General features: G+C 67.2%; 16 protein-coding genes. 10 read left to right on the forward strand and 6 right to left on the reverse strand.

Annotation, left to right across the window (positions count from 1 at the left end; translation table 11 throughout):
• Positions 1-81: 81 nt before the first annotated feature.
• The 6 genes from GGR13_RS14250 to GGR13_RS14275 all read left to right on the forward strand — a co-directional run bounded on the left by GGR13_RS14250 (position 82) and on the right by GGR13_RS14275 (position 5166).
• Positions 82-1437, forward strand: a complete 1356-nt coding sequence (locus tag GGR13_RS14250) for an NAD(P)/FAD-dependent oxidoreductase (protein ID WP_183214255.1) — start codon at positions 82-84, stop codon at positions 1435-1437.
• Entirely contained in the window at positions 1434-2240 is an 807-nt protein-coding gene (locus GGR13_RS14255; RefSeq protein WP_183214256.1) for a DUF1365 domain-containing protein, read from the forward strand. Before GGR13_RS14250 ends, GGR13_RS14255 begins: the two co-directional genes overlap by 4 nt.
• A gap of 205 nt (positions 2241-2445) precedes the next feature.
• Entirely contained in the window at positions 2446-3156 is a 711-nt protein-coding gene (locus GGR13_RS14260; protein WP_183214257.1) for a CoA transferase subunit A, read from the forward strand.
• Positions 3157-3159: 3 nt separating this feature from the next.
• Entirely contained in the window at positions 3160-3558 is a 399-nt protein-coding gene (locus tag GGR13_RS14265; protein ID WP_183214258.1) for a VOC family protein, read from the forward strand.
• Positions 3558-4208 carry a 3-oxoacid CoA-transferase subunit B gene (locus GGR13_RS14270; RefSeq protein WP_183214259.1) on the forward strand — a complete coding sequence of 217 codons (651 nt, stop codon included), beginning with the start codon at positions 3558-3560 and terminating at the stop codon, positions 4206-4208. Before GGR13_RS14265 ends, GGR13_RS14270 begins: the two co-directional genes overlap by 1 nt.
• 67 nt (positions 4209-4275) lie before the next feature.
• Entirely contained in the window at positions 4276-5166 is an 891-nt protein-coding gene (locus GGR13_RS14275) for a M28 family metallopeptidase (protein WP_246347891.1), read from the forward strand.
• 154 nt (positions 5167-5320) lie between these two features.
• On the opposite strand, the gene GGR13_RS14280 is transcribed toward GGR13_RS14275, so the two are convergent.
• The 5 genes from GGR13_RS14280 to GGR13_RS14300 form a co-directional block, all read right to left on the reverse strand.
• Positions 5321-6442: an acyl-CoA dehydrogenase family protein gene (locus tag GGR13_RS14280; protein WP_183214260.1), complete on the reverse strand. Its 1122-nt coding sequence runs from the start codon at positions 6440-6442 to the stop codon at positions 5321-5323.
• Positions 6442-6726, reverse strand: a complete 285-nt coding sequence (locus GGR13_RS14285; protein WP_183214261.1) for a hypothetical protein — start codon at positions 6724-6726, stop codon at positions 6442-6444. Before GGR13_RS14285 ends, GGR13_RS14280 begins: the two co-directional genes overlap by 1 nt.
• Positions 6727-6729: 3 nt before the next feature.
• Positions 6730-7911, reverse strand: a complete 1182-nt coding sequence (locus GGR13_RS14290) for an acyl-CoA dehydrogenase family protein (RefSeq protein WP_183214262.1) — start codon at positions 7909-7911, stop codon at positions 6730-6732.
• A gap of 125 nt (positions 7912-8036) precedes the next feature.
• Positions 8037-8537 (reverse strand): pyridoxamine 5'-phosphate oxidase family protein, encoded by a 501-nt coding sequence (locus GGR13_RS14295; protein WP_183214263.1) that lies wholly within the window; start codon positions 8535-8537, stop codon positions 8037-8039.
• Between the two features lie 65 nt (positions 8538-8602).
• The gene (locus tag GGR13_RS14300; RefSeq protein ID WP_343060425.1) at positions 8603-8800 is read right to left on the reverse strand and encodes a hypothetical protein; all 198 of its coding nucleotides are present in this window, start codon (positions 8798-8800) and stop codon (positions 8603-8605) included.
• Positions 8801-9035: 235 nt separating this feature from the next.
• Between GGR13_RS14300 and GGR13_RS16890 the strand changes: the two genes are divergently transcribed.
• From GGR13_RS16890 to GGR13_RS14320, 4 genes are all read left to right on the forward strand, one after another.
• Positions 9036-11906 (forward strand): hypothetical protein, encoded by a 2871-nt coding sequence (locus tag GGR13_RS16890; RefSeq protein WP_343060426.1) that lies wholly within the window; start codon positions 9036-9038, stop codon positions 11904-11906.
• Positions 11907-12050: 144 nt separating this feature from the next.
• Positions 12051-12977: a sulfite exporter TauE/SafE family protein gene (locus GGR13_RS14310; RefSeq protein WP_183214265.1), complete on the forward strand. Its 927-nt coding sequence runs from the start codon at positions 12051-12053 to the stop codon at positions 12975-12977.
• Positions 12974-13801, forward strand: a complete 828-nt coding sequence (locus GGR13_RS14315) for a TIGR02186 family protein (protein ID WP_183214266.1) — start codon at positions 12974-12976, stop codon at positions 13799-13801. Before GGR13_RS14310 ends, GGR13_RS14315 begins: the two co-directional genes overlap by 4 nt.
• A 123-nt stretch (positions 13802-13924) precedes the next feature.
• Complete coding sequence (locus GGR13_RS14320) at positions 13925-15316, forward strand: FAD/NAD(P)-binding protein (RefSeq protein ID WP_183214267.1); 1392 nt, start codon at positions 13925-13927, stop codon at positions 15314-15316.
• On the opposite strand, the gene GGR13_RS14325 is transcribed toward GGR13_RS14320, so the two are convergent.
• Positions 15255-16385, reverse strand: coding sequence for a zinc-dependent alcohol dehydrogenase family protein (locus GGR13_RS14325; protein WP_183214268.1), 1131 nt, complete (start codon positions 16383-16385; stop codon positions 15255-15257). The genes GGR13_RS14320 and GGR13_RS14325 overlap by 62 nt on opposite strands.
• Positions 16386-16414: the final 29 nt, after the last annotated feature.

Consider the following 16414-nt stretch of genomic DNA (forward strand, 5'->3'; position numbering starts at 1 on the left):
GTGACGCGTTGCGTACGGATGACCCTCATCCGATGATGTCGTATCACCGTAGCTTGAGCCGACCGCAATGCCGGAGTTGACATGAGTCCCACCCTGGTCGCCCCCGACCGTGACGCCACCCGGCAGCGTATCGCCGTGGTCGGCTCAGGCATCACCGGCCTGTCCTGTGCGTGGCTGCTGTCGCAGGCGCATGATGTCACGCTCTACGAGGCCGACGACCGGCTGGGCGGGCATTCGAACACGGTCGACGCCCCCAGTCCCTCGGCACCGGTGGCCGTCGATACGGGGTTCATCGTCTACAACGAGGCCAACTATCCCAACCTGGTGGCGCTGTTCGATCACCTGAAGGTGCCGACGCGGCCGGCGCATATGTCGTTTGCGGTTTCGATGGATGACGGGGCGCTGGAGTATTCGAGCCACGGGCTCGGAGCCCTGTTCGCCCAGAAGCGCAATTACGCCAGTCCGAAATTCTGGCGGATGATCACCGACATCCTGCGGTTCCAGAAACAGGCCCCGAAGGATCTGGCGGCGCTGGAGGCGTCGGGCGAGACGCTGGAGGCCTATCTGGTGCGTGGCGGCTACGGGACGATGTTCCGGGACGCCTATCTGCTGCCCCAGGCCGCCGCCATCTGGTCCTCGACCCTGGACCAGATGGCCAACTATCCGGCCGCCTCGCTGGTCCGGTTCTACATGAACCACAACCTGCTGGCCTATGAGCTCAAGCCCACCTGGCGCACGGTGGAGGGCGGCAGTCGCCAGTATGTCAGCCGTCTGGCCAGGGCCTTCACCGGCACGACGGTTCTGGGGGCCGGGATTGCCGGGATCGCCCGCGGCGCGGACGGGGCGAAAGTCCGGTTCGCCGACGGGCGGAGCGAGCGGTTCGATGCGGTCGTTCTGGCCACCCATTCCGACCAGGCCCTGCGTCTGCTCGACACCCCTTCGGAGGACGAGAAGCGTTTGCTGGGGGCCATCGCCTATCGTCCCAACCGGGCCATCCTGCACCGCGATGTGACCCTGATGCCCAGGCGGAAGAAGGCCTGGGCGGCCTGGACCCATCAGGGGCTGACGGACCGTGCCGGCGAGGGCGGGGTCACCTACTGGATGAACGAGTTGCAGGGGCTGAAGGGGCCGCCGCTGTTCGTCAGCCTCAACCCCGTGCGCGAGCCCGACCCGACGCTAGTGCTGGGGGCGTGGGACTATGAGCACCCGGTGTTCGATACGGCTGCCGTGGCGGCGCAGGCGGAGCTCTGGACGCTGCAGAACCGGCAGAGCGTCTGGTTCGCTGGGGCCTGGTTCGGTTCGGGCTTCCATGAGGACGGGCTGCAGGCCGGACTGGCCGTGGCCGAGCAACTGGGCGGGGTGCGCCGTCCCTGGTCCGTGGCCAACGAGAGCGGACGGATCCAGGTCCACGCGGTGCCGCAGAGCCTTGCCGCATGATGACGGCGTCCCCTGCGAGGGGGCAGGACGACGCGTCGGCGCTGTATGTGGGACAGGTCACGCACCGGCGGACCCACGGGTTCGACCACACGCTGGGCTATCGCATCTTCATGCTGCTGATGGACCTCGACCATGTGGACGACCATCTGAAGCGGCTGCGCTGGCTGGGCGGAAAGCGGTTCGGCCTGCTCAGTTTCCGGGCCGCCGACCACGGCGACCGCTCGGGTCGACCGCTGCGGGGACAGGTCGAGCATCATCTGGCCGAGGCGGGCATCGATATCGAGGGCGGGCCGATCCGCCTGCTGTGCATGCCGCGCATCCTTGGCTACGGCTTCAATCCGCTGAGCGTCTATTTCTGTCACCGTCCGGACGGGCGGCTGGCGGCCCTGCTGTACGAGGTGACCAACACCTTCCATGAGCGACACAGCTATCTGGTCGCCCAGCCGCGAGAGAGCGACGACCGTCTGGTGCGCCAGAGCGCGGAGAAGGCCTTCTTCGTCTCGCCCTTCATGGACATGGACCTGACCTACGACTTCACGGTCCGGCCGCCCGGCGAGGCCGTGTCAGTGGTCGTGGCCGTGCGCCGGGGCGACACGGCGATCCTGACCGCAACCTTTGCCGGCACCCGTCAGCCCCTGACCGATGCGGCGCTGCTGAAGGCCTGGATCAGCCATCCGCTGCTGACCTTCAAGGTCATGTGGGGCATCCACTGGGAGGCCGTGCTGGGGATGTTCAAGGGTGCCCGGTACCGCGAGCGCGGGCGGCCGCCGGCGCATCCGACGACCCTGGGCATCGCCCGCTGAACGCGGTCTGACACGGCCGATTTCGGCGGTGACACTGACGGGCGCAAGCGTTTTGCCGTGCTTCAGGTCCTCCACCGTAACCTCTTCGAGATGACGACCATCCTGCAGCGAGCGGCGTGACCGGTCTAAGCTTGCCCGGCTGCCGTCCGCGTCCTATTGACGAGAGAACGAGGTGTTATTCATCAAGCGGTGAAAAAGGGATCCGATGCGTAAGGTCTATGCAGATGCCAGGACGGCGCTGGAGGGCGTGGCGTTCGACGGAATGACCGTGATGTCCGGGGGCTTTGGCCTGTGCGGCATCCCCGAAAACCTGATCGCCGCCTTGCGGGACACGGGCGTCAAGGGGCTGACGGTCATCTCCAACAATGCCGGCGTGGACGGGTTTGGCCTCGGCCAGCTGCTGGAAACCCGTCAGATCGCCAAGATGATCTCGTCCTACGTCGGCGAGAACAAGGAGTTCGAGCGCCAGTACCTGGCCGGTGAACTGGACCTCGAGTTCAATCCCCAGGGCACCCTGGCCGAGCGGATCCGTGCAGGCGGGGCGGGCATCCCGGCCTTCTTCACCGCCACCGGCGTCGGCACCCTGGTCGCCGAGGGCAAGGAGGTCCGCACCTTCGACGGCCGCCAGTATGTGATGGAGACCGGCCTGGTCGCCGACCTGTCGATCGTCAAGGCCTGGAAGGCGGACGAGCGCGGCAATCTGGTGTTCCGCAAGACCGCCCGGAACTTCAATCCCATGATGGCTACGGCCGGCAAGCTGACGATCGTCGAGGTCGAGGAACTCGTGCCGACAGGCTCGCTGGACCCGGACAACATCCACACCCCCGGAATCTACGTCGACCGCCTGTTTGTCGGCTCGTTCGAGAAGCGGATCGAGCAGCGGACGGTGACGGCCCGCGAGCCCGCCGAGGCGTGAGGCATGACGCCGGGTAACCCGATCCGCCATGTCGAGATCCCGGTCACCGATCTGGACCGGGCTGTCGACTTCTATGCCGCGCTGTTCGGACACGATTTCGAGCGCGTCGAGGTCGACGGCTATCCCATGGCGCTGTTTCCGACGCACGAGGGCCATCCAGGGGCCTCGGCCGCTCTGGTCATGGGCGATATCTATCGCCCCACCCGGGACGGCGCGGTCGTCTATCATCATGTCCCGGATATCCAGCGGGCGCTCGCGGTCGCCACGGATCGGGGGGCCGCCATCCTATTTCCCGTGAAAGACCTTGGAGACCTCGGCTGCGTGGCCGAGATCGAGGATAGCGAGGGCAACCGACTGGCCCTCCACCAGCCCGCCCCTGCGGCCATGAAGGAACCGATCTGATGCCCCGCACCCGTGACCAACTGGCCGAACGCGCTGCCCTTGAGCTCAAGGACGGCTTCTATGTGAACCTGGGCATCGGGATCCCGACCCTGGTGGCCAACCATATTCCACCCGGCATGGAGGTCACGCTCCAGTCCGAGAACGGCATGCTGGGCATGGGGCCCTTCCCGTTCGACGAGGACGTCGATGCCGATCTGATCAATGCCGGAAAGCAGACGATCACCCAGATCCCGGAGAGCGCCTATTTCAGCTCGGCCGACAGCTTTGCCATGATCCGCGGCGGCCATATCAACCTGTCGATCCTGGGGGCCATGGAGGTCGCCGAGAATGGCGACATTGCCAACTGGATGATCCCCGGAAAGCTGGTGAAGGGGATGGGCGGGGCGATGGATTTGGTGGCCGGCGTCAAGCGCGTCGTCGTGGTCATGGAGCACGCCAACAAGCACGGCCAGTCCAAGGTCCTGAAGGCCTGCACCCTGCCGCTGACCGGTACCGGCGTCGTCAGCCGGATCATCACCGACCTGGCCGTGTTCGACGTCAAGCCGGACGGCGCGGGACTGGAGCTGATCGAACTGGCGGACGGGGTGACGCTGGAGGAGGTCGCCTCCAAGACCGAAGCCGCCTATACTGTCGCGCCCGGACTGGCCTGACAAAAAAGCAATGTGCACGCGGCGTGATCCCGCGCTAGCCATGGCACATCGCTCTCAGGGGATGCCTATGCTGTTTCGTTCGCTCGCTGTCGTCTCGGCCCTGCTGGTCGCGCCATCCGTCCTGGCCCAGGACGTTGATCTGAAGGCTCAGGTCGCGGCCTATGTGCAGCCCTCCAACGAGGCGCGGACTGCCGTCGTGGTCGAGCAGCTGCGGGCCGCCGGGTTCGAGCCGACCGTCGAGACCTTTACCGGCGGGACCGCCCGCAGTGGCCCGATGGAGGGCCGTAATGTGGTCGTGACCATCGGCGACGGGCCCCGCGAGATCCTGATGACCGCCCACTATGACGCCGTGAAGCTGCGCGACGGGACGATGGCGGCGGGCGTGGTCGACAATGCGGCCTCGGTCGTCGGCATGATCGAGGCGGCCAAGATCCTGAAGACGAAGACGCTGACGCACCGGGTGCGGCTGATCCTGCTGGATCAGGAAGAGCTGGGCCTGATCGGCGCGCGCAAATGGATCGAGGCGCATGGCCTCACAAATGTGGCGGCCGTCGTGAACTCCGACGTCGCGGGCTATGGCGACACCCTGATGTATGGCCAGAACAATGGCGACCAGTCCGCCGGGATCACCCGGGCCGTGCGCGAGCTCTGTGCCGAGCGGGCGATGAACTGCGTCGGCTATCCGGTCTATCCGCCCTCGGACGACCGGGCCTTCTCGGCGGCCGCTGCGCCGGTTGTGTCACTGGGTTTCCAGGATCACATCGGGGCCCACCAGATGTGGCTGGCCTTCAATGGCGGGCAGACGAACGGCCTGGCCGAGGGCTTCGTGCCCAAGGTGTTCGCGACGATTCACACGGCCAATGACAACATGGACCAGATCGACCCGGCCACGGTGCGGATGGCCGGCGAGGTCTATGCGGCGCTGGTCGAGAAGCTGGATCGTCAGTTGACGGAGTAACCGTCCTATTCAGCTCCGCTCATCCCGGCGAAGGCCGGGACCCAGTTCTTTCGCATATCCAGTGCGCAGGATTGCCATCGCCTCAGATCCATTCACATCCCCGCCCCAAAGCACTGGGTCCCGGCTTTCGCCGGGATGAGCGGCTGTTTTGAAGTCAGAACCCGCGCGCGCGGGCCACGCTCTCGGCATGGAATCCGGGGTCGCCGAGCCATTCGTTCAGCACCCGGACGCGCTTCATGAACAGGCCGATGTCATAGGCATCGGTCATGCCGACCCCGCCGTGCATCTGGACGCCTTCCTGCACCGCCAGTTCGGCGACCCGGCCGGCCTTGGCCTTGGCGACAGAGACCGCAAAGGGGGCATCCGCGCGGCCGGCGTCGAGCGCCTGAAGTGCGGCCAGGGTGGCGGCGCGCGCCAGTTCGATCTCGGTGAACAGATGCGCCGAGCGGTGCTGCAGGGCCTGGAACTCGCCGATCAGTTTCCCGAACTGTTTGCGGGTCTTGATGTAGTCGAGGGTGATCTGGAAGGCCTGATCCCCCGCCCCGGTCAGGGAGGCGGCGGCGCAGGCGCGGCCGAGGTTCAGGGCGGCGTTCAGCGTCTCCTCGCCACCGTCGACCGCGTCGATGACGGAGTCGGCGTCGACCTGGACATCCCTCAGGGTGATGCGGGCGGCATTGTGAGCATCGACCATGACGGTGCGCTCGATCTCGATCCCCGCGGTGGCGGGATCGATCAGGAACAGGGTGGTGCCGCCATCCGTCTTCGCGGCCACGATCAGGGCATCGGCGATGTGGCCGTCGAGCACGAAGCCCTTTTCGCCATTCAGCCGGAAGCCGTTGCCGGAACGTTCGGCCGTGGTCGTCATGCGCGACGGGGCGTGTTTGGCCCCCTCATCGACCGCCAGTGACAGGATGGCCTCTCCGGCCGCGATCCGGGGCAGCCAGGCGGTCTGCTGGGCGTCGGACCCGGCGTCGATCAGCACCCGGGCGGACAGGACACTGGAGCCGAGGAAGGGCGAGGGGGTCAGGGTGCGGCCGAGGCTCTCGGCCACGACGCCGGCCTCGACCGCGCCGAGGCCCGAACCGCCATGGGCCTCGGGGATGATCACGCCCGCCAGACCCATCTCGCCAAAGCTCCGCCACAGGTCGCGGGAGAGGCCGTCGGCGTCGCGGCTGTCGCGCAGGTGGCGCAGGTGGGCGATAGGGGCGTTCTCGGTCAGGAAGCCGTCGGCAGCGTCCTTGAGCATGGTCTGCTCATCGGTCAGGATCAGGGGCATCAGGCGAACGTTCCCATGCGAACGAAGGTGAGAAGGGTCAGGCCCTGAGCCAGCAGGGGAAGGGTGCCAATCGCGGCCATCGTTCGCGGTCGGGCGTCTCGCCAGGCGCAAACGGCGAGCGCACACACCCCGATGAACGGAAGGGCGAGCATGATCTTCGCGACCGGATGATCGACGACCCGGGTTATGCCGCCCGGAACGGACATCGCGACCGCCAGCAGGACGAAGACAGACACGACCACGCTGGCCACGATCAGACAGAGTGCCATGATGCGGAGTGTCACGACCTAGGCGCCCGGCAGCTGCAGCAGGTGTTTGGCGATGATGTTGAGCTGGACCTCGGAGGTCCCGCCCTCGATCGAATTGGCCTTGGTGCGCAGCCAGTCGCGGGCGTCCTGGCCGTGCTGGGACCGGTCGCTTTCCCACTCCAGCGCGTCAGACCCGCCGGCGGTCATGACCAGTTCCATCCGACGCTTGTTCAGCTCGGACCCGTAGTATTTCAGCATCGAGGCGATGGCCGGATTGACCTGGCGGGCCTTTACCTGATCGCCGACCCGTTCCATCGACAGGCGGAAGGCCGCGGCGTCGATCTCGAGGTCCGACAGTCGGGCCCGCAGGGCGGTGTCGGCCAGCCGGCCCTGATCATCGGTGCCGATCGTGTCGGCGGCGATCTGGCCCACCGGACGGCCGGCGATCTCGCCCATGCCGCCGATCATGGTGCGTTCGTGGGCCAGCAGGTTCTTGGCCACGTCCCAGCCCCGGTTCAGCTCGCCGATCAGGTTTTCCTTCTCGACCCGGACATCGTCGAAGAAGGTCTCGCAGAAGGCCGACTTGCCGCTGATCAGCTCGATGGGCCGGGTGGAGACACCCGGCGTGGCCATGTCGAACAGGACAAAGCTGATGCCCAGATGTTTGGGGGCATCCGGGTCGGTGCGCACCAGGCAGAAGATCCAGTCGGCCTTGTCGGCATAGGAGGTCCAGACCTTCTGGCCGTTGACGATCCAGTGGTCGCCATGATCGACGGCGCGGGTCTGGAGGCCGGCGAGGTCGGAGCCTGCGCCCGGCTCGGAATAGCCCTGGCACCAGCGGATCTCGCCGCGGACGATCTCGGGCAGGAAGCGCTTCTTCTGGGCCTCGGTGCCGAATTTCAGCAGGGCCGGGCCCAGCATCCAGATGCCGAAGCTGGACAGGGGCATCTGGGCATCGATGCGGCGCATCTCGGACGCCAGCACCTTGGCCTGTTCGCGCGACAGGCCGCCGCCGCCATATTCTGTCGGCCACTCCGGTGCGGTCCAGCCACGCGCGCCCATGACCTCCATCCACTGTTGGTGGGCGGGCGTTCGGAAGGTGGCGTTGCGGCCGCCCCAGACGCGGTCCTCGTCGTTTTCCATCGGGCCGCGGCACTCGGACGGGCAGTTCGCCTCGAGCCACTGGCGGGTGTCGGCGCGGAAGGCTTCCAGATCGTCCATGGCGTTTCCCTGATTTCGACTTTTGGGAAACACTAGCCAGTCCTGTTTGGCAACGGAACCGGAAATGCGAACGCCCGCGCCGGACGAACCGACGCGGGCGCTGGGATAGGTAAGGTGTCGGCGGGTCAGCCGAGATTGACGTCCACGACCCCGCCCGCGTCCGGCGTCGTCTTCGTCAGATTGGCCTTGGCGATTTCGTAGAAGAAGCCGACCGGTCCCTTCTTCGAAACCCAGATCCGGCCGTCGCCGCCGTCGAAGCGCAGCAGGGTCAGGTGCGGATCGTCCTTGCCCTCGGGATACCAGGCGGCGACGACCGGGTTCCAGTATTCCTCGATCCGGGCGCGGTCATTGTCGATCGACAACTGGCCCTGGATGCAGGCGAACACTTCCTGGTCCTTCGAGGTGTAGGTGAACATCGACTCCTGCGGCGTGGCGACATCGGCCGCCAGGTCCGTGTCATTGCGCGTGAAGATCCAGAGGGTTCCGGTCTCGGGCTCGCCGAAGGCGGTCATGGGCTGGGCGTGGTAGCCGGGCCGGTCCAGACCGAGCATCCCGGTCTGGGATGACTTCAGATGCTTCCAGAACTCTTGCTCGGCCTTTTCGGGCGACAGGACGGTATCGGACATGGTGGCCTCGCTTGTGGGCATGGGAGGACACAACAACCCCTTGTCGGGCCGAGGGTTCCGGCGCGCTACTGCGGCCTGATCACACCCAGCAAGGTACCGACATGGATCAGCAGCAGGGCTGCAAGGGCTCCGGACAGAAGCATGATGAACCGCCAGGGCATCATGCGTGGCCCTTTCGTCAGGTCCAGTGGACGGCCTCCCCGCCATCCCGCGAAGATCATCAGGCCAATCGCCAGCGCCAACAGCGCGAGGGTCAGTGTCATGCTCATGGCGTGCAGGTGGCGGGGAGGGGCGTCGGGCGCAAGGCAAACCTCCTTTCCGGGAGGTTAATCTTAATGTGCCGTTAACTACGTCGGCGCGAAGAGGGAATCGCCGGGGTTGCGTCGGGCGGCGATGTCCACAGAAAGCGGAGCTGCCCGCTATATCTGGGGGTTAACCAAAGATTTACACCCCGAATATGGACAGCTAGCGTCCGCATGTGTTTCGGGAGGCGAATCAGTGACCGCAGCGGCGCCATGGAGCGTGAAGGGGATTGAGCCCAAGGCCCGCGAGATCGCCAAGGATCTGGCGCGCCGGTCGGGGATGACCCTGGGCGAATGGCTGAACACGATGATCCTCGATGACGAGGATGACGGCGTCACGCCCCTGCCACGTCGCGCCCATGCTGCCGAAGCCATCGACCGCCGGGGTCGGGCCCGCCGTCTCGACGACGCCTATGACGCCGACGAGGGCCGCTATGCTCGCGCTGCGGAGCGCCCCGCCTATCGAGAGCCGGCCCGGGATCCCGCCCGTGACGAGGTCCTGCATCGCGTCGCGGCGTCCGTCGATGCGATCGCAGCCCGTCTGGAGGCGGCCGAGCGTCGCTCGACCATGGCGATCCAGGGCGTGGATCAGGCCGTCGCCGGCCTGCTGCGCCGGATCGACACCCAGGACCAGGATGCCGCCACCCAGGCCGGGCGAATCGACGATATCGTCGACGAGCTTCGCGAAGGGACCCGACGGCTGCGCGCCTTCGAAAAGGAAGTCGGACCGCGTACGGCCGAGGCCTTCGGCAAGACCGAGACATCCATCGCTGCCGTCACCAGCCGTCTCTACGATATCGAGGAGCGCCAGCGGGTTGCGGCCCTCGAGCTTCGCCAGCGCATGGATGCCGTCGAAAAGGCGGCCGGTCAGGTGCCGAACGGCGCGCTGTCCGCCGATGCCATGGCGCAGATCTCGGCGCGTCTCGATATTGCCCAGGCCTCGACGACCGAGGCCCTGAAGGGCCTGGAACGCACCTTTGCCGGGCTGGATCACCGTCTGCATACGGCCGAGGCGCAGATTTCCATGGAAGGGGGCCGGTTCGAGAAGCTGGCCGAGACCCTGACGCGCCAGGTCGAGGACGGCCGCAAGGAGATCATGCGCCAGGTCAGCGAGGGCCGCGATGCGGTGCTGAGCCGGGTCGACGAGAAGCAGGCCGATCACGTTCGCCGCATGGATGCCGTCGATGCCGATGGTCGCCTGGCCCGCATCGAGCGCGCCGTGGCCGCCATCGATGCCCGGGCAGACGGGGTCGAGCGGCGCTCGGTCGAGGCCGTGGACACCATGGGCCGCGAGATCGTCCGGATCGCGCAGAACCTGAACGGTCGGATCGGCTCGGTCGAGCGGATCAGTGCGACCTTCGACTCCGAAGCGATCACACGCGACATCACCACGCGGGTCGACCGCGACATGACCCGCTTTGCCCAGGTCATCGAACAGCGGCTGACCCGGTCCGACGATCAGAATGCCCTGGCCCTCGAGAAGCTGGGCGGGGAGATCACCCGGATCTCGGATCGTCTCGCGGATCGGATCATCCAGTCCGAGCGACGTTCGGCCCAGGCGGTCGACGATATCGCCCGTCGTCTGGAAGAGAGTGCAGAGCGCTCCGACCAGCGGTTCGAGCGGGCGTCGGGCGAGATGGCCGAGCGGATGCGCCTCAGCGAGGAGCGTACGGCCCGGCTGCTGGGCGAGGCGCGTGAGCGTCAGGCCAGGCGTGAGGCGGAGTCTGCGCCTGTGGTCACGCCCGCAGCCGATCCCATCGTCGTTGCTGCGGCTCCGGTGGCGGCCTTCCCTGCTGCGGTCGAGAGCGACTGGCGTGCGGCAGCCTTCCCGTCCGAAAGCTTCGGCCAGGAGGATGATGGCTGGACCCAGGCCCCGCTGCCCTCGCCCCCTTTCGTCGAGGCGGATGCGCCTTCCGAGCCGGACTCGATTGAAGACGGACCTTCGGCAGACGCTGAGGTCGAGGCTTTTCAGGCGATCGAGCCGGCCCCGGAAGTCGTCGTGCCTCAGATGAAGTCCCGCGAGCCGCGCGAGGCTGCGCCGACCTTCGGCAAGGCCAATGCCTTTGGCGGCTTTGGGGGAGCCGACGTCTCCGATGCCCTGCTCCAGGACCCCGATGACATGTTCGGGGCCGATACCGAGTTCGTGGATGAGCGCATCCTGCGGGCGTCGATGGCCAGCGCCGCAGCTGCGGGCCGGGCCGCTTCGACACGCACGACGATCGAGGCTGCGCGCGCGGCGATGAATGCCGCGCCCGAAGCGTCCCCGGCAGCCAAGCGCAGCCTCATGCGAGGCGGCAAGTCCAAGCTGCAGGAACGCCTCGACAAGCAGGCGTCGCGCAGCAATTCGACGGTGCGCAAGGCCTTGCTGGCCTCGGTCACCAGCGCAGCCCTGGTGGCGGCAGGTATCTCCACCATGCGGCTGACGGGCCTGGAATTCTCGCTGGACAGCCTGACGGGGGAAGACAGTCCCCTGCCGATGGCGGCCATGGCCCTGAGCCCGACGCTCGGCTCGACCCCGGCCGTGACTTCGCCCGAGACGATCGAGCTTTACGAGACAGGGCTGGAACTGCTGGACGCGGGTGACGCGGCCGGCCTCGCCCCCCTGATCGAGGCTGGCAATCTTGGCTATGCGCCGGCGCAGCTGAAACTGGTCGGTCTCTACCAGACCGGCGAGGCCGGCGTGCCTCAGGACGAGGCCGAGAGCCGCCTGTGGGCCCGCAAGGCCGCTGAAGGCGGCGATCCCCGGGGCATGCACGCCTATGGAATGTATCTGTACGATGGCGTCGGTGGCGACCAGAGCCGGTCCGAAGCCCTGACCTGGCTCATCCGAGCCGCCGATCGCGGTCTGATCGACAGCCAGTTCAATGCCGCTAAGATCTATGAGGCTGGCGACGAGGGCATTGCCGCTGATCCGGCCAAGGCCCTGACCTGGTACATGATTGCTGCCCGGGGGGGGGACGCCCAGGCCGAGGTGGCGGTGGACCGGCTGGCTTCGACCGTGTCCGCCGAGGATCTCGCTAGAGCCCGCACCGAGGCTGATGCCTTCAGCGCCGAGGCGCTCGGCTAGGGGCCTGCCATTCGGCGCTGAGGCGTTTTGGTGACGGCCCGTGACTTTCCGGCGGGGCGGGTGGCCGGGGGCCTCCTGTCTCGCTAAGACCGCGACGACGCCTGTCCGGCGCCTGACTTTTTCCTTCAGCCGAAGGCGCGTCCTTTGGATATCTATCTCCCGATCGCCGAGGTTTCGGTGAACTGGGCGGTCCTGGTGATGCTGGGGGCGCTGGTCGGATTCGTGTCCGGCCTGTTCGGGATCGGCGGCGGTTTCCTGATGGCACCGGTCCTGGTGTTTCTGGGCATTCCCCCGACGGTCGCTGTTGCCAGTCAGGCCAGCCATGTCGTTGCCTCTTCCACGTCCGGCGTCATCCGCTATTCCGGTCAGGGCGCGGTCGACTATCGCATGGGCGGCATCATGGCGGTAGGCGGGGCCATCGGCGCCTTCGCCGGGGTCGAGGTGTTCCGCTGGCTGAGGCTGCTCGGCCAGGCCGACCTTGTGGTGGCCCTCAGCTATCTGCTGTTCCTCGGCTCGATCGGCTGTCTGATGCTGTACGAGAGCCTGACGGAGATCCTGCGGCAGCGGCGTGGCGAACCCCAGACCCGCAAGGACCGGCGACGGCCGATGTGGCTGTACGGCCTGCCGTTCAAGCTGCGGTTCCCCCGATCCGGCCTCTACATCAGCGTCATTCCACCGATCGGGCTTGGTATCCTGGTGGGCGTTCTGTCTGCCATCATGGGGGTGGGGGGTGGCTTCATCCTTGTGCCCGCCATGCTGTACGTCCTCAGGATGAAGGCCGGGGTCGTGGTCGGGACCAGCCTGTTTCAGATCATCATCACCACGGCGATCACCACAGTTCTCCAGGCCGGCCGGAACCAGACCGTCGACATCGTCCTGTCCATGATCCTGGTCGTCGGGGGCGTGGTCGGGGCCCAGATCGGCGCGCGGTTCGCCGGCAAATTCCGGGCCGAGGAGCTTCGTGCTGCGCTGGGACTGATTGTCCTGCTGGTGGGCATGCAGATGGGGCTGGACCTGTTCGTGCGGCCTTCGGATCTGTTCCTGTTCGCGCCCGGGATATCCGACGGATGATCCCGATCCCGCCCCCTCCGCCCGCCATCATCGCGCCCGCGGTCGAGCCCCGGGTCGCTGCGCCTGAACGCTCGGTCGACACGGCCTCGGATCTGCGGATCGCGGCGGCGCTGACCGATGCGCGGGTGCGGGTCGATTCCGGGTTCAGCGGGGCAACGATCGTCCTGTACGGCGCGGTGTTCAATCCGGGCGACCAGCCAACTGATGTGGTGGTCGTGGTGCGGGGGCCCGATGCGCCCGTCCGACTGGTCAAGAAGACCCGCAACATGGGCGTATGGCTGAACAGTCGTCCCGTGCTGTTCGAAGGGGCTCCCGGCTTCTACATGACGGCCTCGACCCGGCCGCTGAGCGACATCGCGGATTTCGGCCAGTTGCGCCGGCTGGGCGTCGGCGTCGACCATCTGCGGATCGATGCACCGGAAGAGACCCGGACCGTGACCCGCTACGGCGTGCGCGACGTCGTGGTCAGCCGGCTGGGCGAGGACTATCTGGACTGGCGCCGGGCCGTGATCCGGCTGCGCGAGGCCGCGGCCCTGTATAACACCGATCCGGCGGGCGTCAGTTTCGTCGACCGGGGCCTGTTCCGCGCCGAGGTCGAACTGCCCACCACCGCCCCGACGGGCATCTACAATGCCGAAGTCTGGCTGTTCCAGGACGGGGATCCGGTCTCGGTCTCGAACCTGACCCTGACGGTCGAGAAGGTCGGCTTCGAACGGAATGTGTACGAGTTCGCCCATCGCCAGCCGTGGCTTTACGGCCTGATGTGCGTGCTGCTGGCCGCCATGACCGGCTATCTGGCGTCGCGGCTGTTCCGGCGTTTCTGATCTGAAGGCCGAGAGTCCCTCAACGACTCTTCCAGAAAATGTGAGTCGGGGAACCTCCGTCGTCGGGGTTAGCCTGTCCGGAGGCCAGCGACCGATCGGTCCGGCGCAACACGGGATACCGGCATGAAGGTCGCTGTCGTCGGTGCTGGGTTCAGCGGACTTCTGACCGCTGTGCATGTGCTCAGATTGTCGCCCGAGGCCCGGGTGGTGCTGATCGAACGGAGTGGCGTGTTCGGTCCCGGTACAGCCTATGCCACGACCAATCCGGACCATGTGCTGAACGTGCGTCTGACCAACATGAGCGCCTTTTCGGACGAGCCGCATCATCTGGCCGAGTGGCTGACCGAGCAGAGCGGCTGGAGCGCCACCAGCCAGTTCATCACCCGGGGTCTGTATGGCCGCTATCTGCGCTCGATCCTGGACGGCGCACGCACGTGTGGGCGTCTGACCCAGCTTGCCGCGGAGGTCGAGGATATCGAACGGGTCGGGGTCCGTTGGCGCCTCAGGCTGTCGGACCAGCGCCCGATGCTGGCCGATGCGGTGGTGCTGGCTCTGGGCGTCATGGAGCCGACGCCGCCGGTCGGGATCGCGTCCGATCTGCTGGCTTCGTCCGCCTATCTCGCGAACCCCTGGGGCCAATCGGGCGGACTGTCGGATGCGGCCGAGCATGTCCTGCTGGTCGGCAGCGGTCTGACGATGGTGGATGTGGCGATCGGTCTGGCACGACCGGGTCGACGGTTCACCGCCCTGTCGCGGCGCGGGTTGACGCCCCGCGGGCATGGCCTGGTCGGCCCGGCGATCTGGGAGGCCCCCGACAGTCTGTCGCCGGTTGCCCTGCTGCGGGCTGTCCGCGATCAGGCGAAGGCGCGCGACTGGCGGATGGTGATGGACGGTCTGCGCAGTCAGGCCAGTACCCTCTGGCGAGACTGGACCCCGGTCCAGCGCCGACAGTTCCTGCGTCACCTGCGTCCCTGGTGGGATGTCCATCGCCACCGGCTGGCTCCCGCCGTGAAGGAGCGGCTGGACGCCCTGATCGACCTGGGCGAGGTCAGCGTGGTGGCGGGGCGGACGGTGTCGCTGAAGCGCGACGCGCGCGGCATTGTCGTGACGTGGCGCAGACGCGGCGAGCGGCGTGCCCGGCAGTTTCGCGTCGATGCGGTGGTCAACTGCACCGGTCCGAACGGAGCGGTCGATCACGCAGCGAACCCGCTGATTTCGAGCCTGAGGCGGCGTGGGCTGCTGACCCCCGACCCTTCCGGGCTGGGGGCGCGGATCGACGACCGATGTCGCCTCGTGGACTGGCGCAACCAGCCGCTCACGGGCGTGCATGCTGTCGGCCCCCTGACGCGCGGGGCCTTCTGGGAAATCACCTCGGTGCCCGACATCCGGGAACAGGCGCTGGGTGTCGCAAGGGCGGTCCTGGACGGGAGCGCACTCCAGGCCGGACTGGCCCTCAGAGCCTTACCACCAGCCGCACAACTTCACTCGAGTGCAGACGGTCAAAGCCGGCGTTGATGTCGTCGAGGGCAATGGTCCCGCTCATCAGACGATCGACCGGCAGACGACCGTCGCGATACAGGGCGACGTAGCGGGGGACGTCTCGACTGGGGACGCAGGTTCCGATGTAGGAGCCTTTCAGGGTCCGTTCCTCGGCTACCAGCGACACGACGTTCACCGCCAGTGCGGCATCTGCGGGCGGCAGTCCGGCGGTGACGGTCAACCCGCCGCGGCGGGTCATGGCCCAGGCGCTTTCCAGGGCGCGGAGCGATCCTGCCATCTCGAAGGCCACATCGGCCCCCCCGTCGGTCAGGGCCCGGACCCGGGCGACGGCGCCGGGGTCCGAAGCATTGACCGTCTGCACGGGACCCAGGGTGCGGGCCAGGGCCAGTTTGTCCTCCGACAGATCAACGGCCACGACCGGCGAGGCTCCGCTGGCCAGGGCCCCGAGCACGCTGGCCAAACCGACACCCCCAAGACCGATGACGACGACGCTCTGGCCGGCCTTGACCGCCGCGGTGTTCACGACGGCCCCGACACCGGTCAGCACGGCGCACCCGAACAGGGCTGCCTCCTCGAACGACAGGGCGGGATCGATCCTGACCAGCGACCGGCGCGACACGACGGCGTGCTCGGCGAAGGCGGAACAGCCGAGGTGGTGGTTGATGACCTCGGAACCGGCATGGATCCGCCGTCCCCCGGCCAGAAGCGCGCCCGCTCCATTCGCCGCCGCCCCCGGCTCGCACAGGGCCGGCCGGCCACCGGCGCAGGGATCGCAATGGCCGCACGACGGCATGAAGACCATGACGACGTGATCACCGATGGCCAGATCGGTCACGCCATCGCCCAGAGCCTCGACGATTCCGGCCGCCTCGTGCCCGAGCGCCATCGGCAGGGGTCGCGGGCGATCGCCGTTGATGACGCTGAGGTCGGAGTGGCACAGACCTGCTGCCTTGATCGCGACCAGCACCTCGCCGGGACCCGGCGGATCGAGGGACACGGTCTCGATCGTGAGGGGGCGACTGTCGGCATAAGGGTGGCTGGCACCGCTTCGGCGCAGGATGGCAGCGCGTGTGGTGATCGTCATGGGGCCTCCGCCAATCAGCTTCGTCTATC

Origin of the sequence: Brevundimonas variabilis, assembly GCF_014199945.1 — a bacterium.
Classification (GTDB): domain Bacteria; phylum Pseudomonadota; class Alphaproteobacteria; order Caulobacterales; family Caulobacteraceae; genus Brevundimonas; species Brevundimonas variabilis.

What these genes read in the sequence shown, in the direction of transcription:
- GGR13_RS14255 (WP_183214256.1), top strand. Translation starts at nt 1,434, where the DNA reads ATGATGACGGCGTCCCCTGCGAGGGGGCAGGACGACGCGTCGGCGCTG.
- GGR13_RS14300 (WP_343060425.1), bottom strand. Translation starts at nt 8,800, where the DNA reads ATGACACTGACCCTCGCGCTGTTGGCGCTGGCGATTGGCCTGATGATC.
- GGR13_RS14315 (WP_183214266.1), top strand. Translation starts at nt 12,974, where the DNA reads ATGATCCCGATCCCGCCCCCTCCGCCCGCCATCATCGCGCCCGCGGTC.
- GGR13_RS14260 (WP_183214257.1), top strand. Translation starts at nt 2,446, where the DNA reads ATGCGTAAGGTCTATGCAGATGCCAGGACGGCGCTGGAGGGCGTGGCG.
- GGR13_RS14275 (WP_246347891.1), top strand. Translation starts at nt 4,276, where the DNA reads ATGCTGTTTCGTTCGCTCGCTGTCGTCTCGGCCCTGCTGGTCGCGCCA.
- GGR13_RS14295 (WP_183214263.1), bottom strand. Translation starts at nt 8,537, where the DNA reads ATGTCCGATACCGTCCTGTCGCCCGAAAAGGCCGAGCAAGAGTTCTGG.
- GGR13_RS14265 (WP_183214258.1), top strand. Translation starts at nt 3,160, where the DNA reads ATGACGCCGGGTAACCCGATCCGCCATGTCGAGATCCCGGTCACCGAT.
- GGR13_RS14320 (WP_183214267.1), top strand. Translation starts at nt 13,925, where the DNA reads ATGAAGGTCGCTGTCGTCGGTGCTGGGTTCAGCGGACTTCTGACCGCT.
- GGR13_RS14280 (WP_183214260.1), bottom strand. Translation starts at nt 6,442, where the DNA reads ATGCCCCTGATCCTGACCGATGAGCAGACCATGCTCAAGGACGCTGCC.
- GGR13_RS14325 (WP_183214268.1), bottom strand. Translation starts at nt 16,385, where the DNA reads ATGACGATCACCACACGCGCTGCCATCCTGCGCCGAAGCGGTGCCAGC.
- GGR13_RS14250 (WP_183214255.1), top strand. Translation starts at nt 82, where the DNA reads ATGAGTCCCACCCTGGTCGCCCCCGACCGTGACGCCACCCGGCAGCGT.
- GGR13_RS14270 (WP_183214259.1), top strand. Translation starts at nt 3,558, where the DNA reads ATGCCCCGCACCCGTGACCAACTGGCCGAACGCGCTGCCCTTGAGCTC.
- GGR13_RS14290 (WP_183214262.1), bottom strand. Translation starts at nt 7,911, where the DNA reads ATGGACGATCTGGAAGCCTTCCGCGCCGACACCCGCCAGTGGCTCGAG.